This window comes from Streptomyces sp. NPDC100445, from assembly GCF_044759735.1.
GTDB lineage: Bacteria > Actinomycetota > Actinomycetes > Streptomycetales > Streptomycetaceae > Streptomyces.
In genome coordinates, this window is sequence record NZ_JBIVZV010000017.1 from 80091 (window position 1) to 103747 (window position 23657).

The 23657-nt window shown below is 74.8% G+C and carries 21 protein-coding genes; 12 read left to right on the forward strand and 9 right to left on the reverse strand.

The annotated features are described in order from the left end of the window. The first annotated feature begins 40 nt into the window (after positions 1-40). A complete protein-coding gene (locus ACIQVT_RS32455; protein WP_403762448.1) occupies positions 41-1198 on the forward strand; it encodes an ROK family transcriptional regulator in 1158 nt (385 codons plus the stop codon). An 840-nt stretch (positions 1199-2038) separates the two neighbouring features. Here the strand turns inward: ACIQVT_RS32455 and ACIQVT_RS32460 are convergent. Further along, the gene (locus ACIQVT_RS32460) at positions 2039-2800 is read right to left on the reverse strand and encodes a GntR family transcriptional regulator (protein ID WP_403762451.1); all 762 of its coding nucleotides are present in this window, start codon (positions 2798-2800) and stop codon (positions 2039-2041) included. A 276-nt stretch (positions 2801-3076) separates the two neighbouring features. Beyond that, complete coding sequence (locus ACIQVT_RS32465; protein ID WP_403762454.1) at positions 3077-3961, reverse strand: RNA polymerase sigma-70 factor; 885 nt, start codon at positions 3959-3961, stop codon at positions 3077-3079. Between the two features lie 143 nt (positions 3962-4104). Between ACIQVT_RS32465 and ACIQVT_RS32470 the strand changes: the two genes are divergently transcribed. From ACIQVT_RS32470 to ACIQVT_RS32480, 3 genes are all read left to right on the forward strand, one after another. Then, positions 4105-4935, forward strand: coding sequence for an alpha/beta fold hydrolase (locus ACIQVT_RS32470; protein WP_403762457.1), 831 nt, complete (start codon positions 4105-4107; stop codon positions 4933-4935). Positions 4936-5065: 130 nt separating this feature from the next. Beyond that, positions 5066-6652 (forward strand): alkaline phosphatase D family protein, encoded by a 1587-nt coding sequence (locus tag ACIQVT_RS32475; RefSeq protein WP_403762460.1) that lies wholly within the window; start codon positions 5066-5068, stop codon positions 6650-6652. A 148-nt stretch (positions 6653-6800) separates the two neighbouring features. Further along, a complete protein-coding gene (locus ACIQVT_RS32480) occupies positions 6801-8225 on the forward strand; it encodes a GNAT family N-acetyltransferase (RefSeq protein ID WP_403762463.1) in 1425 nt (474 codons plus the stop codon). Between the two features lie 93 nt (positions 8226-8318). On the opposite strand, the gene ACIQVT_RS32485 is transcribed toward ACIQVT_RS32480, so the two are convergent. After that, on the reverse strand, positions 8319-9530 hold the full coding sequence (locus ACIQVT_RS32485; RefSeq protein ID WP_403762466.1) for a trans-sulfuration enzyme family protein: 1212 nt from the start codon (positions 9528-9530) through the stop codon (positions 8319-8321). 60 nt (positions 9531-9590) lie between these two features. On the opposite strand from ACIQVT_RS32485, the gene ACIQVT_RS32490 reads away from it, so the two are divergent. From ACIQVT_RS32490 to ACIQVT_RS32515, 6 genes are all read left to right on the forward strand, one after another. Then, positions 9591-10076, forward strand: coding sequence for an Lrp/AsnC family transcriptional regulator (locus ACIQVT_RS32490; protein WP_403762469.1), 486 nt, complete (start codon positions 9591-9593; stop codon positions 10074-10076). A 51-nt stretch (positions 10077-10127) separates the two neighbouring features. Next, a complete protein-coding gene (locus tag ACIQVT_RS32495; protein ID WP_403762472.1) occupies positions 10128-11819 on the forward strand; it encodes a DUF885 domain-containing protein in 1692 nt (563 codons plus the stop codon). 140 nt (positions 11820-11959) lie between these two features. Beyond that, on the forward strand, positions 11960-12637 hold the full coding sequence (locus tag ACIQVT_RS32500) for a hypothetical protein (RefSeq protein WP_403762475.1): 678 nt from the start codon (positions 11960-11962) through the stop codon (positions 12635-12637). Between the two features lie 158 nt (positions 12638-12795). Beyond that, positions 12796-13044: a ferredoxin gene (locus ACIQVT_RS32505; protein WP_403762478.1), complete on the forward strand. Its 249-nt coding sequence runs from the start codon at positions 12796-12798 to the stop codon at positions 13042-13044. Next, entirely contained in the window at positions 13034-14425 is a 1392-nt protein-coding gene (locus ACIQVT_RS32510; protein ID WP_403762481.1) for an NAD(P)/FAD-dependent oxidoreductase, read from the forward strand. The genes ACIQVT_RS32505 and ACIQVT_RS32510 overlap by 11 nt, the downstream gene beginning before the upstream one ends. 33 nt (positions 14426-14458) lie before the next feature. Beyond that, on the forward strand, positions 14459-15694 hold the full coding sequence (locus ACIQVT_RS32515; protein WP_403762484.1) for a cytochrome P450: 1236 nt from the start codon (positions 14459-14461) through the stop codon (positions 15692-15694). 16 nt (positions 15695-15710) lie between these two features. Here ACIQVT_RS32515 and ACIQVT_RS32520 read toward each other — a convergent pair whose 3' ends face one another. After that, positions 15711-16187, reverse strand: a complete 477-nt coding sequence (locus tag ACIQVT_RS32520; RefSeq protein WP_403762489.1) for a rhodanese-like domain-containing protein — start codon at positions 16185-16187, stop codon at positions 15711-15713. Between the two features lie 93 nt (positions 16188-16280). Here ACIQVT_RS32520 and ACIQVT_RS32525 point away from each other — a divergent pair, with 93 nt between their 5' ends. Next, complete coding sequence (locus ACIQVT_RS32525) at positions 16281-16727, forward strand: Lrp/AsnC family transcriptional regulator (protein ID WP_403762492.1); 447 nt, start codon at positions 16281-16283, stop codon at positions 16725-16727. Here the strand turns inward: ACIQVT_RS32525 and ACIQVT_RS32530 are convergent. From ACIQVT_RS32530 to ACIQVT_RS32550, 5 genes are all read right to left on the reverse strand, one after another. Next, a complete protein-coding gene (locus ACIQVT_RS32530; protein WP_403762495.1) occupies positions 16724-19717 on the reverse strand; it encodes an AAA family ATPase in 2994 nt (997 codons plus the stop codon). The genes ACIQVT_RS32525 and ACIQVT_RS32530 overlap by 4 nt on opposite strands. Next, positions 19714-20877 carry an exonuclease SbcCD subunit D gene (locus ACIQVT_RS32535; protein ID WP_403762500.1) on the reverse strand — a complete coding sequence of 388 codons (1164 nt, stop codon included), beginning with the start codon at positions 20875-20877 and terminating at the stop codon, positions 19714-19716. The genes ACIQVT_RS32530 and ACIQVT_RS32535 overlap by 4 nt, the downstream gene beginning before the upstream one ends. Before the next feature lie 107 nt (positions 20878-20984). Next, a complete protein-coding gene (locus tag ACIQVT_RS32540; protein ID WP_403762503.1) occupies positions 20985-21611 on the reverse strand; it encodes a YigZ family protein in 627 nt (208 codons plus the stop codon). Between the two features lie 23 nt (positions 21612-21634). After that, positions 21635-22207 carry a SixA phosphatase family protein gene (locus tag ACIQVT_RS32545; protein WP_403762505.1) on the reverse strand — a complete coding sequence of 191 codons (573 nt, stop codon included), beginning with the start codon at positions 22205-22207 and terminating at the stop codon, positions 21635-21637. Beyond that, entirely contained in the window at positions 22204-22944 is a 741-nt protein-coding gene (locus ACIQVT_RS32550) for a hypothetical protein (protein WP_403762508.1), read from the reverse strand. Before ACIQVT_RS32550 ends, ACIQVT_RS32545 begins: the two co-directional genes overlap by 4 nt. A 141-nt stretch (positions 22945-23085) precedes the next feature. Between ACIQVT_RS32550 and ACIQVT_RS32555 the strand changes: the two genes are divergently transcribed. Next, positions 23086-23499 carry a CoA-binding protein gene (locus tag ACIQVT_RS32555; RefSeq protein WP_403762510.1) on the forward strand — a complete coding sequence of 138 codons (414 nt, stop codon included), beginning with the start codon at positions 23086-23088 and terminating at the stop codon, positions 23497-23499. Positions 23500-23657 lie beyond the last annotated feature (158 nt).

Sequence of the window (23657 nt, forward strand, 5' to 3'; positions counted from 1 at the left end):
ACGATCCGGCCAACACGGCCGCGAGCTGGGAGGACGGACGGTGGGTCAGCTGACCGGCGGCGATCCCTCGCTGCTGCGAAGGATCAATTCCGCGGTGGTGCTGCACGCACTGCGGGCGACGGACTGCGCGACGCTCACCGAGATCACCCGCGTCACCGGGCTGTCCCGGCCGACCGTCGAGGGTGTCGTCGAAGGGCTCATCGAGGGTGGTCTCGTCGTGGAGGCGGCGGCCGACGAGGGCGGTGCGCGCCGACAGGGCCGGCCCGCCCGCCGGTTCCGGTTCCGGGCCGAGGCGGGATACCTGCTGGGCCTGGAGATCGGGCCGCACCGGGTCGCCGCCGTGCTGTCCGCGCTGGACGGGCGGGTGCTGGGGGCGCAGGCCAAGGACGTCGACGAGACGGCCCCGGCCGACGAGCGGCTCGACCGGTTGCGCGGGGCGGTCGCCGAACTGCTGCGCCGGGCCGGTGTCGCCCGCGGTTCGCTGCGGGCGGTGGGCGTGGGCACGCCGGGCATCGTGGACGCGGACGGCACGGTACGGCTGAGCACGGCGCTGCCGCAGTGGACCGGCCTGAGGCTCGGCGAGCGACTGAGCCGGTCCTTCAAGTGCCCGGTGCTGGTGGAGAACGACGCCAACGCGGCGGCCGTCGCCGAACACTGGAAGGGCGCGGCGAGCGAGACCGACGACGTGGTGTTCGTACTGGCCGGACTGAGCCCCGGGGCGGGCGCGCTGATCGGGGGGCGGCTGCACCGGGGGTACGGCGGGGCCGCCGGCGAGATCGGCGCGCTGCACCTGCTGGGCCGGGAGGCGACGCCGGAGACGCTGCTGTCCACCACCGACGAGCCCCTGCACCCGCTGGACGAGCAGGCCGTCGCCGAGGTGTTCGCACTGGCCCGCGAGGGCGACCAGCGGGCGCGGGCGGCCGTCGAACGGTTCATCCAACGGCTCGTGCACGACGTGGCCGCGCTGGTGCTGGCGCTCGATCCCGAACTGGTCGTGATCGGTGGCTGGGCGGCCGGCCTGGACGGCGTCCTGGAACCCCTGCGCCGCGAACTGGCCCGTTACTGCCTGCGTCCGCCTCAGGTCACCCTGTCCCTGCTCGGGGAGGCGGCCGTCGCCACCGGCGCACTGCGCCTGGCTCTCGACCACGTCGAGGAGCAGCTCTTCGCGGTCGACGCCACGGTGACGGCCCGCCGCTGACCGAACCGGCGACTCGAAGCCACCGCCCATGACCGACCGAGGGGTGCAGTGACGCGGGGCGTCCCCGCGACGCCGGGTGTCGTTGCCCCCGGCCGCACGACGGCAACTGGAGCCGCCGGGCACGGGTGCCGTCGTGCGGCCGGGGGACCCTGGACAACGGCGGCGCGCCCCGGCCGACCGCCGGCTGCCCGCGGGGCCCGACGGTAACGCCGGACGCCGTTGACCGACGGCCGGAATCGACGGCCCGGATGCCGGGGGCGGCGGCTGAAGGCGCCGAACACGGTGGCCCGGTCACGGACGGGGGCAGGGGCAGGGGCACAACAACGGACCGCCACTACGCAGGGTGCGGGACCCTCGGCGCTCGGAGCCGTCGGCCAACGGCCGCGCTTGCGGCGACGAAAGGCGTCCGGCGCGGCGTCCGGCCGTGGGGACGCTGGACACCGGCAGGCGCGCCCGGCCGACCGCCGGCTGGGGCACGGTCGTCCGGAGGAACCGGACCGGGAGCCGTACCGCTACGGCGCCGGGCGCCGGATCACCGGCGCCCGGGCGTCGTTGGCCGACAGCGGGAGGCGCCCGGCGCGGTGTTCCGGCACTCGATGCCAGTAGGCGTGCCCCCGGCCGGCGGCCGGGAGGCACGGTCGCCGGGGGCAGTGGCACGGCAGCCGTACCGCCATGACCGACCGTCTACGGCGGCGAGGCCGCTACGGCGCCGGTCTGACCCCCTGACGCCGGGCGGCGGCGGGCGACGGCCGTCTCTCGAACCGCCCGCCGGGGTCGCACGGCAGCCGTGCCACTCTGGCCGACCGCCGTGGTGACGCGCCTGCTGCGGTGGGGCGGGGGTCAGGACGCTTGGCGTTCCGGGTCGTGGTGTATCTCCACGCCGGCCGAGTCGCCGAAGGTCAGCCGGCAGGTGTCGGCGCGGTAGGTCGCGACCGACAGGGCGGCGGTGCGGCCCTGGGCGAAGAAGCGGGTGGTGACGACGAGGACGGGTGAGCCGGGGAGCCGGTCGAGTTCCCGGGCGTCCTCCGCGCGTGCGGAACCCAGCTCGACGGCGCGGTCCTTGCCCTCCAGCGGCAGGTGCTGAAGCTCGCGCAGGACGGCCCGCGCGCGTGCCGCGCCGGACGGGGCGTCGATCGCGGTGAGGTCGGGCAGGGAGGCCGCCGGGATGTGGAGCAGCTCGGTGGCGACCTGCTGGCCGTTGGACATGCGGGAGCGGCGGACGGTGTGGACCGCCTCGTCCGGTCCCGTCTCCAGGGCCGCGGCGACGGCGGCGGGCGGCGGGGCCTGGACGCTGTCGAGGGGCTGCCAGTCGTCCCCGGCGGTACCCGGCCAGCTGTGCTGTTCGGTGCCGACGGCCACGCCCATGCGCGGGGGCGCGACGGTCGTGCCCACGCCGCGGCGGCGCTGGAGCCGGCCTTCCAGTTCCAGCTGTTCCAGGGCTTGACGGAGCGTCGCGCGGGCGACGCCGAAGCGGGCCGCGAGGTCACGCTCGTTGGGCAGGATCTCGCCGACCGAGAACTCGGAGTCGAGTGCCTCGGTGAGCACGGTCCTGAGATGCCAGTACTTCGGTTCCGGTACCGATTCCAGCTGCGTGGTCCCCACCCTGTCCTCCGCAAGAGCCGTGATCCGGCGGCTTTTAGCGCCCTTGTTTATTAAAGGTTGTTGCACTTATCTGCGACCATAGGGCTGCCGCCACCCTTGGTCAAGACCAATCCTCGGTCCGGTGGGCAATCCGTGACGGACCCGCCGCGCAGCGTTCATGAGCCGTTCGCGCCCGACGGTCCGTGTGACATCGCGGCAAACCTCCCGTCGTACGGCGGTGTCACGACGACATGGCGAAGCCCCCGCCGTGGGGCGGGGGCTCGCGGGTGGGCCGGTTCAGCGGGCGGCGAAGGTGCGTAGCTTGTCCGGGTTGCGGACGATGTAGACGGCCGCGATCCGGCCGTCGGCGATGTCCAGCTGGAAGAGGGTGTCGGGCCGGTGGCCGTCGAGGACGAGCACGGCGGGGCCGGCGTTCGTCTCCAGGAGCCGGAGATCGAGTCCCGGCGGGCCGGAGCGGGAGACGGCGACGAGGAAGCGGCCCACCTTGTCGGCGGTGTGCAGGATCCGCACCGGCGCCTTGGCCTTGCCGCCGCTGTCGCCGACCAGCCGGACGTCGGGGGCGAGCAGGGACATCAGCCCCTCCAGGTCGCCCTCCACGGCGGCGGCGATGAATCGTTCGGTCAGGTCCCGGCGCCGGGCGGGATCGACGTCGTAGCGGGGGCGCCGCTCGGCGACGTGCCGGCGGGCGCGTCCGGCGAGCTGCCGTACCGCCGCCTCGCCGCGGTCGAGCAACGTGGCGATCTCGGCGTACGGGTAGCCGAACGCCTCCCTGAGCACGAAGACCGCCCGCTCCAGCGGCGAGAGCGACTCCAGGACGACGAGCACGGCCAGGGACACGGTGTCGGCGAGCACGGCGCGGTCGGCGGAGTCCGGCGCGGTCTCCCCGAAGTCGGTGAGGTAGGGCTCGGGCAGCCACGGTCCGACGTACGCCTCGCCGCGCGACCGCACCTGGCGCAGCCGGTCGATGGCCAGGCGGGTGGTGACGCGCACCAGGTAGGCGCGCGGTTCGCGGATGTCCGTGCGGTCGGCCCCGTACCAGCGCAGCCAGGCGTCCTGGACGACGTCCTCGGCGTCGGCGACACGGCCGAGCATGCGGTAGGCGACGCCCATGAGGAAGGGGCGGTGCTGCTCGAAGACATCGGTGGCGAGGTCGGCGGTCACGGGCCCATCTCATCCGACCGACGCCGCGGGTGTCCACCCGGGGCAGGGGGCGTCCGTGAGTGACTCCGGGGGCTACCCGCCGGTAGTTATTGCTGACAAGCTGTCTACGGCGTCCGTCAGCAGCCCAGACGAGGAGCATCCCCATGTCCGCCACCGTCTCCTTCCCGGTCCCCACCCTCCACGGCCCGCGGGACGTGACCGTGTCCTACGCGCGCGTGGGCCGCGGCGAGCCGCTGGTCCTGCTGCACGGCATCGGCCACCACCGGCAGGCCTGGGACCCGGTCGTGGACATCCTCGCCACCGAGCGCGACGTCATCGCCGTCGACCTGCCGGGTTTCGGCGCCTCCCCCGCCCTGCCCGACGGGCTGGCCTACGACCTGGCCACCACCCACACCGTGCTCGGCTCCCTGTTCGAGGCGCTGGAACTGGACCGGCCGCACGTCGCCGGCAACTCGCTGGGTGGTCTGCTCGCGCTGGAACTCGGCCGGGGAGGTCTCGCACGGTCCGTCACCGCCCTGTCGCCGGCCGGTTTCTGGACGGAGGCCGAGCGGCGGTACGCGTTCACGGTGCTGCTCGCGATGCGCGGCATCGCGCAACGGCTCCCGCTGCCGCTGGTGGAGCGGCTGGCGCGCACGGCGGCCGGGCGGACGGCACTGACCAGCACCATCTACGCCCGCCCCGGCCTGCGTTCGCCGGAGGCGGTGGTCGCCGAGACACTCGCGCTGGTGGGAGCCGACGGCTTCGAGGCGACCCTGCGCGCGGGCACCACCGTGCGGTTCGCCGACACCCTGCCGGGCCTGCCGGTCACGGTGGCCTGGGGCACCCGGGACCGTATCCTCGTGCGCCGTCAGGGCGTCCGGGCCAAGCAGCTCATCCCGCATGCCCGGCTGGTCCGGCTGCCCGGCTGCGGGCACTGCCCGATGAACGACGACCCCGCGCTGATCGCCCGGGTCCTGCTGGACGGCAGCCGCTGAACCACCGCCCGGGGCGGACGGTGGCGGACCGGAACGGGGCGCTGTTCACCCGGCGTTCGCGTGCGCGCCGCGACACCCCCGTAGGTGTGGCTGTGCACACCGGCCGGATCCCGTCCCTGGAGGCGCAGCCATGTCCCACCGTCCGCTCCCCGGCCGCCGCAGCGTGCTGCGCGGCTCCCTCGCCACGTCGGCGGCCCTGACCCTGCCCGTCGGCCTCGGCGCGGCACCGGCGTTCGCCCGCTCCGGACGTCCCGAGGCGGACTGGGGCGTGCAGACGGGTGACGTGACCGCCGACTCCGGCCTGGTGTGGGTGCGTGCGGACCGGCCGGCCCGGATGGTCGTGGAGACGTCGGCCACCGAGTCGTTCCGCGACGCGCGCAGGTGGCACGGCCCGCTGCTGGGCCCCGGCACGGACTTCACCGGCACCACCCGGCTGCACGGCCTGCCGTCCGGCGAGCAGATCCACTACCGGGTCCTGCTCGCCGACCCCGACGACCCGCGCCGCACCGGCCGGCCGGTGACCGGCACGTTCCGCACCGTCTCCCGGCGCCGCCGGGACGGCGTGCGGTTCCTGTGGTCGGGCGACCTGGCCGGGCAGGGCTGGGGCATCGACCCCGACCGGGGCGGCTACCGCATCTTCGACGCGATGGCGAGGCTGGACCCCGACTTCTTCCTGTGCAGCGGCGACGCGATCTACGCCGACGGGCCGATCGCCGCCACTCAGGCCCTGCCCGACGGCGGCACCTGGCGGAACGTCACCACCGAGGAGAAGTCGAAGGTCGCCGAGACTCTCGCCGAGTACCGGGGCAACTTCCGCTACAACCTGCTCGACGCCCAGCTGCGCCGCTTCAACGCCCAGGTGCCCTCGATCGTGCAATGGGACGACCACGAGGTCCGCAACAACTGGTACCCGGGCGAGGTGATCGCCTCCTCCGACACCCGGTACACCGAGAAGAGCGTCGACGTGCTCGCGGCGCGCGCACGGCGGGCGTTCAGCGAGTACGCCCCGGTCTCCACGCTGCGTCCGGGCACCCGTGAGGGCCGCGTGTACCGGGTGCTGCGCCAGGGCCCGCTGCTGGACGTGTTCGTGCTCGACATGCGCACCTACCGGAACGCCAACTCGCCCGACGACGGGACCGTCGACCCGCAGGGCATCCTGGGGCGCGAGCAGCTGGAGTGGCTCCAGCGGGAACTGGCCCGCTCGCGCGCCGTGTGGAAGGTGATCGCCGCCGACATGCCGATCGGGCTGGTGGTGCCCGACACGACGGAGAACCGCCCGAACTTCGAGGCGGTGGCGCAGGGCGACCCGGGTGCCCCGCTCGGCCGGGAGCTCCAGATCGCCGAGCTGCTGCGGTTCGTCAAGCACCGCCGGATCACCGGCACGGTGTGGCTGACGGCGGACGTGCACCACACCTCCGCCCAGCACTACCAGCCGTCGCGGGCCGCGTTCACCGACTTCGAGCCGTTCTGGGAGTTCGTCTCCGGGCCGCTGAATGCCGGCGCGTTCCCGGCGAGCGCGCTGGACGGCACCTTCGGCCCGGAGCGGGTGTTCGTGAAGGCGCCCACCGCGCCCGACGTCTCGCCCGCGGGCGGTTACCAGTTCTTCGGCGAGGTCGACATCGACGGACACAGCGGTGAGCTGACGGTACGGCTGCGGGAGCAGGACGGCACGGTGCTGTTCACGCGGACGCTGTCACCGGGCCGGGTCGGCCAGTAGCGGCCTTCGGGGCCGGCGGACGGCCGGTGCGCCGGCCGGAGGTGACCGGTCGGCCGTAGAAAGAGCAACAAAAAGGACGGAGCATGCTTTTACCCATCGGTCACAATCAGTTCGTGATCACGCAACACCGTTCCTTCACAGTGGCTGCATGACTCCAGAGATGCCTGACGTGACCCGGGCCAAGCACGGGCGGCCCGTGCACCACTGGCGGCGGGACGTCGTCGAACTCGCCGCCCTCTTCACCGCCGTCGCCGTGGCGGACGCCGTCGCGAACCTGGTCGGACACGGACCGGACGGACCGGCGCTGCTGGTGATGTCGGCCGTCGTGCTGGCCGCGACGGCGGGCTTCCACGTGTGGTGGTCACGCCGCCACGGACACGCGCCGCCGGCCGGTGATACCGGTGCCCGGCAGGCCGCCGCCGCGCGGCCGGCCGGGCCCGCCACGCGCCCCGGCGCCGCGGCCGACGAGATCGCCGCCGCGGGCACGCTGTGGCGGATGCGCACGACGGTGCGGGACGCGCCCGGTTCGCTGGCCGCGCTGTGCACGGCGCTGGCCGAGCGGCGGGTGGACATCCTCAGCCTCCAGACGCACCCGCTGGCGGACGGCACCGTGGACGAGTTCCTGCTGCGCTCGCCGGGCACCCTGGCCGCGACCGAGATCACCCGGGCGGTCGCGCTGGCCGGGGGCACGGACACCTGGATCGAGCGGGCCGACGCCCACGACCTGGTCGACGCGCCCACCCGGGTGCTCGGACTGGCCGCGCGCACGGCTCTGGACGCCGCCGAACTTCCGCTTGCGCTGCGCCAGTTGCTGGGGCGCTGCACGATCCGGTCGCTGCCCGGCACCCCCGTCGGCGGCGGCCGCGGCCCGGAGCCGGTGCCGGCCGGGGGCATCCTGGAGGACACCGTGATGCGACTGCGGGCGCCCGAGGGCGGGGTGCTCACCGTGGAGCGGCCGTACCTGCCGTTCACCCCGACGGAGTTCGCGCGGGCGCGGGCGCTGGTGGAACTGGACAGCCGGCTCGGACCGCGCATCCCGCGCGGTCAGGACGTGCTGACCCTGCCGGAGGGCAACGACATCACCGTGCGCCGGGTCGACACCGGTGACCTGGCCGCGGCCAGGGCGATGCACGACCGGTGCTCGCCCCGCACCCTCGGCATGCGCTACCACGGCCCGGTCGGCGACGCGGACCGCTATCTGACCCACCTGCTCAGCCCCCGCTTCGGCCGGACACTGGCCGCGCAGACCGCCTCCGGCCGGGTCGTCGGCCTGGGGCACCTGCTGTGGGACGGCGACGAGACGGAGGTCGCGCTGCTGATCGAGGACGAGTGGCAGCGGCGGGGCATCGGCGGGGAACTGCTGGGCCGGCTGGTGGCGCTGGCGACGGAGGCCGGCTGCGAGAGCGTGTACGCCGTGACGCAGGCCTCCAACACCGGCATGGTCGCCGCCATGCGCGGTCTCGGTCTGCCCCTCGACTACCAGATCGAGGAGGGCACCCTGGTCATCACGGCCCGGCTGGACACCACCGCGCTGACCACGGCCTCCCGGGCCCGCCCCCCGCACCTCGGCTGACACGGGCCGCGTCCCACGACCCGGCCGGCCCGGCGGCGGGGTCCGGCCGTGACCCCGCCACAGGCACCGCACACCGGCGGAGGCCCGGTGCGGCTACGCGCCCGCCTCGGACGACACGAACGCGGGCTCCCTCCTCGTCCCGCGCGGGACGGGGTCGCCGAGGGCCCGGTCCAGGTCCGCCCACAGGTCGTCCACGTCCTCCAGCCCCACCGACAGCCGCAGCAGCCGGTCGCTGACGCCGGAGGCGCGCCGGTCACCGGCGTCGACGATGCGGTGGCTGATGGACGCGGGATGCTGGATCAGCGTGTCGACGCTGCCGAGGCTCACCGCGGGGGTGACGAGCCGGACCCGGGAGATCACCTCGTGCGGGTCGCCGTACACCTCGAAGGCGATCATCGCGCCGCCGAGCCGCGGATAGTGCACGCGGGCCACCCGCGGGTCGGCGGTGAGCCGGCGGACCAGTTCGGCGGCGTTGGCGGAGGCGGCCCGGACCCGCACCGGGAGCGTGGACAGGCCCCGCAGCAGCAGGTAGCCGGCCAGCGGGTGCAGGACTCCACCGGTGGCGAACCGTATCCGCCGCAGCCGGCCCGCGAACTCCTCGTCGCAGGCGACCACACCGGCGAGCACGTCGCCATGGCCGCCGAGGTACTTGGTGGCGCTGTGCAGCACCAGCCGCGCGCCCTGTTCGGCCGGGCGCTGGAGCACGGGGGTGGCGAAGGTGTTGTCGGCGAGCAGCGGCACCGGGCCGCAGGCGCGGGCGACGGCCCGCAGGTCGAGTTCGGCGAGGGTCGGATTGGCCGGGGACTCGACCAGCACGAGGCCGGTCTCCGGGCGCAGCGCCCGCGCGATGCCGTCCGGGTCGGTCCAGGTCACCTCCGTACCGAGCAGTCCGGCGGTCAGCAGGTGGTCGCTGCACCCGTACAGGGGCCGTACCGCGACGACGTGCCGCGGGTGGGGCAGGGCGAGGAGGACGGCGCTGAGCGCGGCCATGCCGCTGGCGAAGGCGACCGCGGACTCGGTGCCCTCCAGGCGGGCGAGGGCGGTCTCGAAGCGGGCCACGGTCGGGTTGCCGAGGCGGCCGTAGACCGGCGGGCCGGACGGGTCGGCGCCGTCGGCGGCGAAGGTGTCGATGCGGGCGGCCTCGGCGCGGCTGTCGTACGAGGGGTAGGTGGTCGACAGGTCGATCGGCGGGGCGTGCAGGCCCTGGCGGGCGAGGTCGTCGCGGCCGGCGTGCACGGCCTCCGTGGCCAGGGCTCTCGATGCGGCGCGCACGTCGCCGTGGGCGCCGGTGCTCGGTGTGTCCATGGCCGGAAGGGTGAACAAAGGACGGTTCACCGGCGCCGAACACCGTGTTACGTTCGGGCCATGGCCGATTCAGTCGTACTGGATCCGGTGGACCTGCATCTGTTGCGCCTGTTGCAGAACGACGCCCGGACCACCTACCGCGACCTCGCCGCGCAGGTGGGCGTGGCACCGTCGACCTGTCTGGACCGGGTGACCCGGCTGCGCCGTTCCGGCGTGATCCTGGGGCACCGGCTGCGGCTCGATCCGGCCAAGCTCGGACGCGGGCTCCAGGCCCTGCTGTCGGTGCAGGTGCGTCCGCACCGGCGGGAGCTGGTCGGGCCGTTCGTGGAGCGCGTCCGGGCCCTGCCGGAGGCCCGTTCGGTGTTCCACCTGACCGGTCCGGACGACTATCTGGTGCACGTCGCCGTCGCGGACATGGCCGACCTCCAGCGGCTCGTGCTGGACGAGTTCACCTCGCGCCGGGAGGTGGCGCGGGTGGAGACCCGGCTGATCTTCCAGCAGTGGGAGTGCGGGCCGCTGCTGCCTCCCGGCCACGCCCAGAGCTGAATCCCCCGTACGTGGTGACGTGGGGTTCCGCCGCGTACGAGGATGGACCGCATGTCTGAGACCAAGATCCAGCTGCCCCGTCAGGTCGCCGACGCGTACGTGGACGACCTCATCGCCCTCGACCCGGTCACCGGCACGTACCTGGGTGTGCCCGAGAGTTCGCCGCGCCTGCCCGACTACTCACCCGCCGGTCAGCAGGCCCAGGCGGAGCTGATCCGTGCCACGCTCGGCCGGCTGGACGTGGCTGAGCGGCAGCCCGGGGCGGACAGCGACGCCGAGCGGCGCTGCGGGCGGCTGTTGCGGGAGCGGCTGACCGCCGAACTCGCCGTCCTGGAGGCGGACGAACACCTGCGCGCGGTCGGCAACATGGGTACGCCCGGCCACTCGGTGCGCGAGGTGTTCAGCGTCATGCCGGTGCGGACGGACGAGGACTGGTCGGCGGTCGCGGAGCGGCTGCGTGCCGTGCCGGGCGCGCTCGCGGGTTACCGGGAGTCCCTGGAACTCGGGCTGGAGCGCAAGCTGTTCGCGGCGCCCCGGCCGACCGCCACCTACATCGAGCAGCTGACCGAGTGGATCGACACGGACGGTTCGGGCCGCGGCTGGTACGAGGACTTCGCCGCCGCCGGCCCCGAGGTGCTGCGCGCCGAGCTGGACGGGGCGGCGCGCGCGGCGACCGGCGCCCTGCGGGAGCTGCGGGACTGGATGCGGGACGTGTACGCGCCGGCGGTCGCGGCCGCCCCGAACGTGGTGGGCCGGGAGCGGTACGCGCGCTGGGCCCGCTACTACAACGGCACCGACCTGGACCTGGACGAGGCGTACGCGTACGGCTGGGCCGAGTTCCACCGGCTCCTCGCCGAGATGCGCAAAGAGGCCGAGAGGATCCTGCCCGGCGCCGCGACGCCGTGGGTGGCGCTCGCGCACCTGGACGAGCACGGCCGGCACATCGAGGGCGTGGAGGAGGTCCGCGCCTGGCTCCAGGGGCTGATGGACAAGGCCATCGAGGACCTGGACGGCACCCACTTCGACCTCGCGGAGCGGGTGCGGAAGGTGGAGTCGCGCATCGCCCCGCCCGGCGGCGCGGCGGCCCCCTACTACACGGGCCCGTCGGAGGACTTCTCCCGGCCGGGCCGCACCTGGCTGCCCACGATGGGGCAGACCCGGTTCCCGGTCTACGACCTGGTGTCGACCTGGTACCACGAGGGCGTGCCGGGGCACCACCTCCAGCTCGCGCAGTGGGCGCACGTCGCGGAGAACCTCTCCCGCTACCAGGCGACGGTCGGCGGGGTCAGCGCCAACCTGGAGGGCTGGGCGCTGTACGCGGAGCGGCTGATGGACGAGCTGGGCTACCTCGCGGACCCGGAGGAGCGGCTCGGCTACCTCGACGCGCAGATGATGCGGGCGATCCGGGTGGTCATGGACATCGGCATGCACCTGGAGCTGGAGATCCCGGCGGACTCGCCGTTCCACCCCGGTGAGCGGTGGACGCCGGAACTGGCGCAGGAGTTCTTCGGCGCGCACAGCAGCCGGCCGGCGGACTTCGTCGAGAGCGAGCTGACCCGTTACCTGACGATCCCCGGCCAGGCCATCGGCTACAAGCTGGGCGAGCGGGCGTGGCTGCTGGGCCGGGAGAAGGCCCGTGAGCGGCACGGTGACGCGTTCGACCCGAAGGCCTGGCACATGGCGGCGCTGTCGCAGGGTTCGCTGGGCCTGGACGACCTGGTGGACGAGCTCTCCCGGCTCTGACCCCGGGGGAGGCCCGGTCCGGGCCCTGGGCACGCCCCCGGGCCCGCGCCCGCTCGGCCGTACGGACGCCCTGCGGTGGCGCGGGTCGGGCGGAGGCGGCTAGCTGGTGCCCGGGGGCCGATGCGGAAGGCGGGCCGGGCATGCGCGAGAAGGGGCCGGCGCAGCAGGCGCTGGAGGCACCGCGGGCGGCGGGGCTGGCCGGAGTCGTCTTCGCGCTGCTCCTGGCGGCGGCGATCGTCCTGGTCCGGCTGGGCATCCCCGGCGGCGCCGACGCGGTCACCGCGCGCGGGTTCACGGACTCCGCGCAGCGGGACGCGCTGCGCGCGGCCCTCGCGCTGGTGCCGTTCGCCGGCATCTTCTTCCTGTGGTTCATCGGTGCGGTGCGGGCGCACGTCGGCGACGCCGAGGACAGGTTCCTCGGCACCGTCTTCCTCGGCAGCGGACTGGTCTTCACCGCCATGATGTTCGGGGCCGCCGCGGCGGCGGGCGCCGTGCTCGCGGTGGCCCATCCCGCCGGCACCTCCCCGGCGCCGGCCACCTGGGACTTCGGCCGCCACTTCGCGTACACGCTGATGACGGGGTACGCGATGCGGATGGCGGCGGTCTTCGTGACCTCGCTGTCGGTGATCGGCCACCGCCTCGGCGTGCTGCCGCGCCCCCTCACGGTCCTGGGCGCCCTGACCGCACTGGTGCTGCTCCTCCTGTCGTCGAACGTGCCCTGGGCGGAACTCGTCTTCCCGGCGTGGTCGCTGCTGATCGGCGTGTACATCCTGGTCGCCGCCCGGCGCGCCCGGCCACGGCCGGCGACGGCCCGGTGACGTCCGCTGCCCCGGAGCCCCTCACTCGATCGGCGTGCCCGGCGCGCGGGTGCCGCGGCCCGCTCGCATGCTGGCCCGGGGGACGACCGCCGTCCGGGGCCGCCCGCGCGAGCCGCGTGGCGGGCACCGGACCTGGCCACCGGAAGGGCGGAGCGTCGATGAGGCTCGTCGTCGATCTCAACAAGTGTCAGGGGTACGCGCAGTGCGCGTTCCTCGCGCCCGACGTCTTCGCCATGCACGGCGAGGAGTCGCTGATCTACAACCCGCGCGCGGACGAGGAGCAGCGGGAGCGGCTGGCACGTGCCGTCGCCGCGTGTCCGGTGCAGGCGATCACGGCGGACGGCCTGGACGGTGCCGCGGGCACCCCGGTGGCCGGTTCCGCCGGGGAGGCGTCCGATGGCCACTGACCACGTGGAGTGGCTCAGGTGCGAGGGCCGCATCGTGATCGTGGGTGCCTCGCTGGCCGGTCTGCGGGCCGCGGAGACGCTGCGCGCGGAGGGGTTCGCCGGCGAGCTGACCCTGGTCGGCGACGAGCCCCACGAGCCGTACGACCGGCCGCCGCTGTCGAAGTCCGTGCTCCTCGGCCACGCGTCCCCGCACCACACCGAGCTGCCCCACCGCCGGGAGATCGACGCCCGGTGGCGGCTCGGTGTCGCGGCGGCCGGGCTGGACCTGACGGCGAAGCGGGTCCGGCTGGCCGACGGCGACGAGGTGGAGTACGACCGGCTGCTGATCGCGACCGGCGTCCGCGCCCGGCCGTGGCCGAAGGCGGAGGAGGCCCGGCTGGACGGCGTCTGCCTGCTGCGCACGCGCGAGGACGCGGCCGACCTGTACCGGCGGCTGAAGGCGGGGCCGCGCCGGGTGTTCGTCATCGGCGCCGGGTTCGCCGGTTCGGAGGTCGCCTCGGCGTGCCGGGAGATGGGCCTTCCCGTCACCGTGGCGGAACGCGCGGGCGCCCCGTTGGTGGGCGCGCTCGGCGGGGCGATCGGCGCGGTCGCCGCCGGTCTCCAGACCGACAACGGCGTCGACCTGCGCACCCATGTCACGGTGACCTCGCTGGAGGGCGACGCGGTCGGCCGGGTGCGGGCCGTCCACCTGTCGGACGAGAGCGTCGTCGAGGCGGACGTGGTCGTGGTCTCGCTGGGTTCGGTGCGGAACACGGAGTGGCTGGCCGGGTCGGGGCTCGGCGCCGGGCCGCGGGGCATCGCCTGTGACGCGGGGTGCCGTGCCTTCGACTTCCGGGGCATCGTCACCGACGACGTCTTCGTGGCGGGCGACGTGGCGCGCTCCCCGCACGCGCTGTTCGGCTACCAGTTCCTGTCGTTGGAGCACTGGGGCAACGCGGTCGCCCAAGCGGAGACGGCCGCGCACAACATGATCTGCCACGGTGCCGAGCGGCGCCCGCACCTGTGGATGCCCGCCTTCTGGTCCTCGATGTTCGGTGTGAACATCAAGTCGGTCGGTGTGCCGCCCATGGGCGACCAACTCATGATCACGCAGGGTTCGCTGGCCGAGCGCCGGTTCGTCGGGGTCTACGGCCACCAGGGGCGGATGATCGCCGCCGTCAGCTTCGACAACACCCGGTGGCTGGAGTTCTACCAGCGGCAGATCGAGCGGGGCGCCCCGTTCCCGGTGGAGTTCGCGACGATGGACCGGCGTCCCGAGGGCCGGCGGCCGGTGGCGGCCGACTTCCCCGACCCGTCCCTGCCGACCCACGGCCCCACGGTGACCCTCAGCGGCTACTCGCCGGCCGACCAGCAGCTGGTCTTCCACCCCGCCCGGCACTGACCGCCGCCGGCCCCGACGCTCCAAGGACCTGTCATGACGCAAGCCTCGCTGGTGCGCCAGATCACCGACTTCGCCAACCGCGCCGACCCGTACCCGCTCTACGAGGAGCTGCGCAGGACACCGGTCCTGCACGAGGAGGAGGACGGCCCCTACGTCATCTGCTCCTACTACGACATCGAGGGGCTGCTCCACGATCCCCGGGTCAGCTCGGACGCCGCCAACCTCGCCGCGGCGGGGGACGACGAGGTGTCGCAGGCGGAGAACACCGGGCTGCCACCGTCCTTCCTGCGGCTCGACCCGCCCGAGCACGACCGGCTCCGGCGCATCGCCAACAGCGCCTTCGGGCCGCCGCACCGGCCGCGCCGGGTCGAGAACATGCGGGGCGAGATGGCGGGCATCGTCACGGAGCTGATCGACGGCCTCGCGGACACCCGGCAGATCGACCTGGTGGACCAGTTCGCCTATCCGTTCCCGGTGACGGTGATCTGCCGGCTGCTCGGCGTGCCCCGCGAGGACGAGCCGCGGTTCCGCGCCTGGGTCGATCCGCTGGTCGCCGGCCTGGACCCGGAGATGCGCAAGACGGCGGGCGCCGAGTTCGTGAAGGCGACCCAGGAGGCGCGGATGCAGCTCGGCATGTACCTGGCCGGGCTGGTCGAGGAACGCACCAAGGAGCCGCGGGACGACCTGCTGTCCGACCTGGTGAGCAGTCAGGGCCCGGACGGGTCGATGACGATGATGGAGGTGCTCAGCACCGCGGTGCTGCTGCTGATCGCCGGCCACGAGACGACGGTCAACCTGATCACGAACGGCATGCTGACGCTGCTGCGCCATCCGGACGTCCTCCAGCGGCTGCGGACGGATCCGGGCCTGTCGGTCAGGATCGTGGAGGAGCTGCTGCGGTACGAGCCGCCGGTGCAGATCGTGCCGCAGCGCACCTGCATCGCCGACATCGAGGTGCGCGGGGTGACCATCCCCAAGGGTTCACGGCTGTGGCTGGTCCTGGCCGCGGGCAACCGCGACCCCGAGCGGTTCAAGGACCCCGGGCGGTTCGACCCGGACCGCGAGGACCTCCAGCACCTCGGTTTCGGCAGCGGCATCCACAGTTGTTTCGGTGCCCCGCTGGCCCGGCTGGAGACACAGATCGCCCTGTCCGAGCTGGCCCGGCGGATGGAGAACCCCCGTCTCACGGAGGACCCGCCGCCGTACCGGCAGAACGCCGTGCTGCGCGGGCCCCGGCACCTGGGCGTCGCCTTCGACGGCTGGCGTTGACCGTCGCGGGCGGGCGTCAGCAGCCGCAGTCGCCGGCCACGGGCGCCGTCAGCGGGTCGGTGTCCCGGCGGCCCGGCCCCCGCCCGGTCTCGTAGGGAAGGCCCTCGCGCGCCCAGTACTCGAAGCCGCCGAGCATCTCCTTGACGCGGTAGCCGAGTTCGGCGAGGGCGAGGGCGGCACGGGTGGCGCCGTCGCAGCCCGGACCCCAGCAGTACGTCACCACCGGCACGGATCTGTCGAGGAGCCGCCCGGCCCGCTCCGCGACGAGCGCGGTCGGCAGGTGGACCGCGCCGGGGACGCGGCCCTGCTCCCAGGACTCGGCGGAACGGGAGTCGACCAGGACGAAGCCGGGGTCGCCGCCGGCCGCGAGCGCGCCCGCCACGTCGGAGACGTCGGTGTGGAAGGCGAGCCGCGCCCGGAAGTGGGCGGCGGCCTCGGCGGGGTCGGCGGGCGGGACACGCAGGACGGGATTCTCGGAAGCCGTGTGGATCATGACGGGAAATCTACGGCCCGCGCGCCGCCGTCCGAAGAGGCGATCCACGGGACGGCTCTTGCCCGGCCGGGGTTTCCCTGCTATCCATCCCTGATGACCGTGTATTCCCCGGACGCCACCGACTGGCGCATTCTCGAGGTCCTCCAGCGCGACGGACGGGCCAGCTACGCCGAGCTGGCGCGCGCCGTGTCGATGTCGCCCAGCGCCGTCACCGAACGGGTGCGGCGGCTGGAGGAGGCGGGCGTCATACAGGGGTACGCGGCGGTGGTCGACCCCGACCGGCTGGGCCTGCCCATCCTGGCGTTCGTGCGGCTGCGCTACCCGAACGGCAACTACCGGCCGTTCCACGACCTGGTGGCGGGGACGCCGGAGATCCTGGAGGCGCACCACGTGACGGGCGACGACTGCTTCGTCATCAAGGTCGCCGCCCGCTCCATGTCCCACCTGGAGGAGGTCTCGGGCCGGATCGGCTCGCTGGGTTCGGTCACCACCAGCGTCGTGTACTCCTCCCCGCTGCCACGGCGTCCGCTGGGCCGTTAACCCACCCCGTGCTGGCGCAGGGTGGAGCCCGTCCGGCCCTTGACGACCTCCAGCTGGGCGTGGATGCGGCGGCGCAGGTCGGCGACGTGGCTCACGATGCCGACGCTGCGGTCGCGTTCGCGCAGCGAGTCGAGGACGTCCAGGACCTCGTCGAGGGTCTGGTCGTCGAGGCTGCCGAAGCCCTCGTCGATGAAGAGGGTGTCCAGGCGGACGCCGCCCGCCTCGTCGGTGACCACGTCGGCGAGGCCGAGGGCGAGGGCGAGCGAGGCGAAGAAGGTCTCGCCGCCGGACAGGGTCGCGGTGTCCCGGGCCCGCCCGGTCCAGGCGTCGACCACGTGCAGCCCCAGCCCGCTGCGTCCGCGTCCGGTGCGGTCGTCGGAGTGGACGAGGGTGTAGCGGCCGGACGACATGCGCTGGAGGCGGACGGTCGCGGCGGCGGCGACCTGCTCCAGCCGGGCCGCCAGGACGTACGACTCCAGGCGCATCCGGCGTTCGTTGTCGGCGGAGTTGCCGGCGGTGAGCGCGGCGAGCCGGGCCACCCGGCCGTACTCCTCGCGCAGCGGCCCGAGGCGGCGCACGGCCTCGGTGGCACGGGTGGAGAGACGGTCCAGCTCGGCGCGGCAACGGGCGGCGGCGTCGCGGGCGGAGGCGGCCTCACGCAGCCGGCGTTCCGCGCCGGCCGCCGCCCGCTCGGCGGTGGCCGGGTCGGCGGGCGGCTCCTGGGCGGCCGCCGCGGCGCCGGGCTCGTCGAGGACGGCGCGGACGGCGGCCTCCTCCCGCTGCCAGGCGTCCAGTCGGTGCTGGAGCTCGCGATGGCCGGCGGCGTCCAGCAGGGCCGCCGCCGCGGCGTGCGGGGTGTCGAAGCCGGCCCGGTAGGCGGCGTCGGCGAGGCGGGCGTCGGCGTCCTTCAGCCGCTGGGCGGTGTCCTCGGCGAGGCGCACGGCGTCGGCGGCCTCGGTGAGGCGTGCGGCGAGCCGTTCCAGCTCCGCGGCGCGCGCGGCCACGCTCTGCGAGGCGCCGCGGGCCAGCACCAACTCGGCTTCCAGGGAGGTCTGTTCCCGTTCCAGGGTGTCGCGGCGGGTGAGCCGGGAGGCGGCCCGTAGGGCGGCCTGCTGGCGGTCGGCGAGACGCTGCTCCCGTTCCTGTCCGGCGCGCCGCAGCTCCTCCTGGGCGGCGTGCAGCGCGGAGGCCGCGTGCCGGGCGCGGGCATACTCCTCCTCCAGCTCTCCGGCCTCGGCGGCGAGCCGGTCGGTGGGCGTCCCGCCGGCCTCGGCGGTGGCGGCGGCCAGCGCCTCGCGGACCTCGCCGAGGCGCCGCTCGTCCTCGCCGCGCTGTTCCTCGGCCCGCTGGTAGGCGGTGAGGGCGCGATCCTCGGTGTCCCGGTCGACGTGTCCGGCGGCCTTGCGGGCCGGGGCGGGGTGCGCGGTGGCCCCGCAGACCGCGCAGGGCTCCCCGTCGGTGAGGTGGGCGGCGAGTTCGGCGGCGATGCCGTTCAGCCGCTGTTCCTTGAGGTCGAGCCAGTGGGCGCGGGCGTCGAGGGCGTGCCGCGAGGAGTCCTCCGCGCGCCGGCGGGCCTGTGCGAGGTCGTCGGCGAGGCGGTCGCGGGTGCGGGCCGCGTCGAGCCTGCGCCGCATGGGGGCGCGCTGGACGGCGAGCTGTTCGGCGCGGGTGGCGGCCTCCTGGGCGGAGTCGACGCGGGCCTGGAGCGCCGCGCGGGTGCCGTCCCATTCGGCGAGCCAGGCGTCGGCCTCGCGCAGGACGTCCTCATCGGCGCTCTCCTGCCGGTCGAGTCCGGCGCGCTCCTCGGTGACTTCGGCGAGCCGCCGTTCGGCACGCCGGGCCGCGTCGAGCCCGCCGAGTTCCTCGGCGGTGCGGCGGGCGGCGGCGGCCAGTCCGCTCGCGTCGGCGCCGGTGTGCGGTCCGGTCAGCCGCCCGCGGGCGCGGGTCTCGGCCGCGGCGGCCCGGCGGTGCTCCGCCTCGGCGGCCTCCCGCAGCTCCAGGGCGGGCGCGACGGCCTCGGCCTTGCGGGCCCGTTCCATGCGCTCGCCCGCCTCCCGGCGGGCGCCGGCGCTCTCCCGGAGGCGGGCGGTGCGCTCCCGGGCCTCGGCGAACCGGGCCTGGAGCCGGGCCCGTTCGCGTATCTCGTCCAGGGCACCGCGGGCTTCGGCGTGGGCGGACTCGGCGGCGGCGAGACGGCAGCGGGCGACGGTGAGGCGTTCGCGGGCGGTGCTGCGGGCGACGGCGGCGGCGCCGAGGACGGCCTCGGCCAGTCCCGGGTCGCCGGGGCCCAGGTCGGGCAGGTCCATGGCGTCGCCGGCGGCCTGCTGCATGCGGTAGGCGTCGGCGAGCAGCGCCGCGTCGCCGTCGCGGACGCGCGCCTCGGTGGCCTTGCGGCGGTCGGCGAGGCGCTTCTCGACGTCGGCGAAGCGCCGGGTGTCGAAGAGGCGGCCGAGCAGCTTGCCGCGGGCCTCGGCGTCGGCGCGCAGGAAGCGCGCGAAGTCGCCCTGGGGCAGCAGGACGACCTGGCAGAACTGGTCGCGGCTCATCCCGAGCAGCTGGGTGATCTCCTCGCCCGTCTCCTGGTGGGAGCGGCTGAGGTCGCGCCAGGTACCGGCCGTGTTGTCGTACTCGCGCAACCAGGTCTGCGCCTTGTCGACGGTGGTGCCCCTGCCGCGCAGCTTGGGCCGTTCCCAGGGGGGCTGCCGGGTGATCTCCAGCCGGCGTCCGGCGACGGTCAGGTCGAGGCGGACCTCGGTGCGGGTGCCGGGCGGGGCGTGGTCGCTGCGCAGGTGCGCGCCCTGGCCGCTCTGCCGGGCGCCGGGGACGGAGCCGTAGAGGGCGTAGCAGACGGCGTCCAGGACGGAGGTCTTGCCGGCGCCGGTGGGGCCGTGGAGCAGGAAGAGGCCGGCGGCGGACAGGGCGTCGAAGTCGACGCTCCGGGCGCCGCCGAAGGGCCCGAAGGCGGTGATGTCGAGCCGGTGCAGCCTCATCGTGCCACCTCTCGTACGGCGTCGTCGGCGCGGACGGCGTCGAACGCGTCGCGCAGCACGGCCGTCTCGTGCTCGTCGGGTCCGGTGCCGCGCACGTGGGCGACGAAGTCCTGGGCGATCTGGTGGTCGTCGCGGCCGGTGAGCCGCCGGGCGTAGGACACCTGGGGGTCGTCGGGGGCCCGGTCGGGGTCGAAGACGAGGCTGAGGGTGTGCGGGAAGCGTGCGGTGAGGCGGGCCATGGGGTCGGCGGGCCGGGCCGGGTCGGTGAGGGTGGCCTCGATCCAGGCGTCCTCGTGGCGGGTCAGCTCCGGGTCGGCGAGGAGGGCGTCCAGGGCGCCGCGGATGCGGGCCAGGGGGCGCGGCACCGGGCAGTCGACGCGCTCGGCGGTGACCGAGCCGTCCGCGTCCAGGTCGACCAGCCACATGCTCTTGCGGTGGCCGGCCTCGGAGAAGGAGTAGGCGAGCGGGGAGCCGGAGTAGCGCACGCGCTCGGTGATGGCCTGGCAGCCGTGCAGGTGTCCGAGGGCCACGTAGTCGACGCCGTCGAACACGCCGGCCGGTACGGCGGCCACGCCGCCGACCGTGATGTCGCGCTCGCTGTCGCTGGCCAGGCCGCCGGTGACGAAGGCGTGGGCGAGGACGACGGAGCGGGTGCCCGCCGGGCGGGTGGCGAGGTCGGCGCGGACGCGGTCCATGGCGGCGCCGAGCACGGCCTCGTGCCCGGCCTTGTCCACGGCGAACTCGTCCTTGACGAGGGCGGGCTCGAGGTAGGGCAGCCCGTAGAACGCGACGTCGCCGTGGGCGTCGTGGAGGACGACGGGGGTGCCGGCGGCGGCCGGTTCGGTGCGCAGGTGGATGCCGGCGCGGTCGATGAGTCCGGCGCCTACGCCGAGGCGGCGGGCCGAGTCGTGGTTCCCGGAGATCATCACCGTGGGGACGCCGAGGTCCGCGAGGCGGTGCAGGGCGGTGTCGAAGAGTTCCACGGCGGCGAGCGGGGGCACCGCCCGGTCGTACACGTCGCCCGACACGACCACCGCGTCCACCGCGTGCTCACGCGCGGTGGCGACGAGGTGGCCGATGAACCGGGCCTGCGCCCCGAGCAGGTCCGCCCGGTGGAAGGACCGGCCCAGGTGCCAGTCGGACGTGTGCAGGAATCTCATGGGCCCCGAGACTATCGGCCGGGCCCGACATCACGGGCGGTTACTCCCGTACCAGCCCGTCACGACCCCGCCACCGCAAGAGGGTTATGACCGTTTTGCCGGAATGGTCAGGCATCTCCGTAGGCTTCGCCGCCCAGTTCGAAGCCGGCCGTGCCCGCCGTCACATCGGCGAGCCAGGCGCGGAAGGCCGCCACGTCCGCGTCCGGCAGCCCGATCTCCAGGGTCACGACCTCGCCGTAGCGGACGTCGCGCACCTCGCGTCCGGTGGCCCGCAGGTCGTTCTGGACCTTGCCCGCGCGCTGGTGGTCGACGGTCACGGTGGCCAGCCGGAAGCGGCGCCGGGTGCGGGTGCCGAGCGCGTCCAGGGCCTCGCCGACCACGCCGCCGTACGCGCGGATGAGTCCGCCGGCGCCGAGCTTGACCCCGCCGTAGTAGCGGGTGACGACGGCGGCGACGTACCGCACGTCACGGCGCAGCAGCATCTGGAGCATGGGGACGCCGGCGGTGCCGCCCGGTTCGCCGTCGTCGCTGACCCGCTGCACCGAGGCGTCGGCTCCGATGACGTACGCCCAGCAGTTGTGGGTGGCGTCGGCGTGCTCCCTGCGGACGGCCGCGACGAACTCCTGCGCCTCCCGCTCGGTGGCGGCCGGGGCGAGGGCGCACCGGAAGCGGGAGCGGTTGATCTCGGTCTCGTGCACACCCGCGCGGGCGACGGTGCGGTACTCGTCCTGCATCCCGTCAGCCTATGCGCAGCACGTCACCGGTCCGCGCCCGTGCCGGCGCCGCCGCTCCCGCGGCCCCCGCGCGGCACCGTGAACGAGGTCAGCAGGGCCGTGCCCGGGGTCAGCGCGGGCCAGCCGGTGCCGCGCCAGGCGAGGACGGCGATCGCGGCCGTCGGGAACTTGGCCCGCACCCGGTCCAGGGTGTCGTCCAGGCCGTCCGCGGCGAGCGCCCGCACCAGGTCGGCCAGGCCCGGGTTGTGCCCGACCAGCAGCAGCGTCTCCACCTCCGGCCCCACCTCGTGCACGACCTCCAGCAGAGCCGGCACCCCGGCCGCGTACAGCCGCCGGTCCGCGCGGACCGGCGGCGGGGTGCCCCACTGGGCGGCGGCCAGTTCCCAGGTGCGGCGGGCGCGGACGGCGGTGGAGCACAGGGCGAGGTCGGGCAGCGAGCCGGCGTCGGCGAGGGCGCGTCCGGCGGCCGGGGCGTCCCGCAGCCCCCTGGGCGCGAGCGGCCGGCCGTGGTCCTCGACGCCCTCTGGCCAGGCCGACTTGGCGTGCCGGAGCACCACCAGCCGGCGCAGCGGTCCCGCGCCCGGCCGCTCGATCACGCCGGGTTCCCGAGGTCGCGCAGGAGGTCGAGGGCGAGCAGGCGGTCGGCGTGGGCGAAGGTCTCGAAGCGGGCGCCGTCGGGCAGGTCCGGGGCACGCTCCGCGTCGCGCAGCACCTCCAGGCAGCGGGGCAGGTCGAGGTCGTCGTCCCAGGCGGCGCGCAGCCGCGTCCGGACGTTCTCGGGCACCGGCCGGGAGGGCCGCCGGGACCATGCGGCCACGGCCCGCCGCCAGTGGGCCAGCTGTCCGGCGGCCCGGTCCAGGGCGGCGGCGTCCAGCCGCGCGGTCTCCCGCCGGGGCACGGAGACGAGGGCGAGCCGCAGGGCGGCGGGGTCGGCGAGGAGGGCGGGGAGCGGTGGCTCGGGGCCGGTCCAGGCCACCGGCGCCACGGCCGCCACCGGGCCCTCGGCACGGACGATCGTGGTGTGGGGCCCCGTGACATGGATCACCTGGGCCTCGCCCAGCCCGGACGCGAGGTCCCGGCCGTCCTCGAAGGGCCGGATGGCGAGATGGGTGGCGGCCGTGCGGAGCTCGGCCTGTTCGCGGGGGGCGGTGAGGAGCGTCCAGACCGGGGTGCCGCCCAGCTCCAGGGCCCGGACGAGCAGGTCGGCGGTGAGCAGCACCCGCAGGGCCGTGGGGTCGAGGCCCGGGGCGTGGGCCTCGACGCGGGTCAGGCCGCGGCGGGCGGGCGCGGCGGTGACGGGCTCACCGGTTCGGACGTCGAGGATGCGCAGCACGGGGCGAGCGTAGGCGGCCGGACGGCCGGATGCGGGCAGCTTGCGCCGATTCCGGTCATCGTGGCGGGGTACGGCGGGAATCCGCACTCGGGGGACGCTGTTCCTCCGACGTTCTGTTCCCGCAGCCCGAGGAGGCGGCCGATGTACGGCGAGTACGGCGACGACGCGACGATCCGCAGGATCCTGACCGAGCTGGGCGACACCTGGGCCGTGGTCGGTCTGTCCGCCAACCGGGACCGGGCCGCCCACGGGGTGGCGCGGGTGCTCCAGCGGTTCGGCAAGCGGATCGTGCCGGTGCACCCCAAGGCGGAGACGGTGCACGGCGAACCGGGGTACGCCTCGCTGGCGGACATCCCCTTCGACGTGGACGTGGTGGACGTCTTCGTCAACAGCGCGCTGGCCGGCGCGGTGGCCGACGAGGCCGTGGCGCGGGGCGCGAAGGCGGTGTGGTTCCAGCTGGGGGTCGTCGACCCCGATGCCTACGAACGGACCCGGGCGGCGGGCCTGGAGATGGTCATGGACCGGTGCCCGGCGATAGAAATTCCCCGCCTGTAACCAGCCCGGCACTCCGCTGTCTCACCTTCTTCTCACAATTCTCCGGTGAATATTGACATTCGGAGTTGATCTCTGACCTGTGTGAACGCTGTTCCCAAGCCCGACAAGATCCTGGGTCAAGTTTTGGGAAACAGTCTTCTGTAGAAGCGGAATGTCTT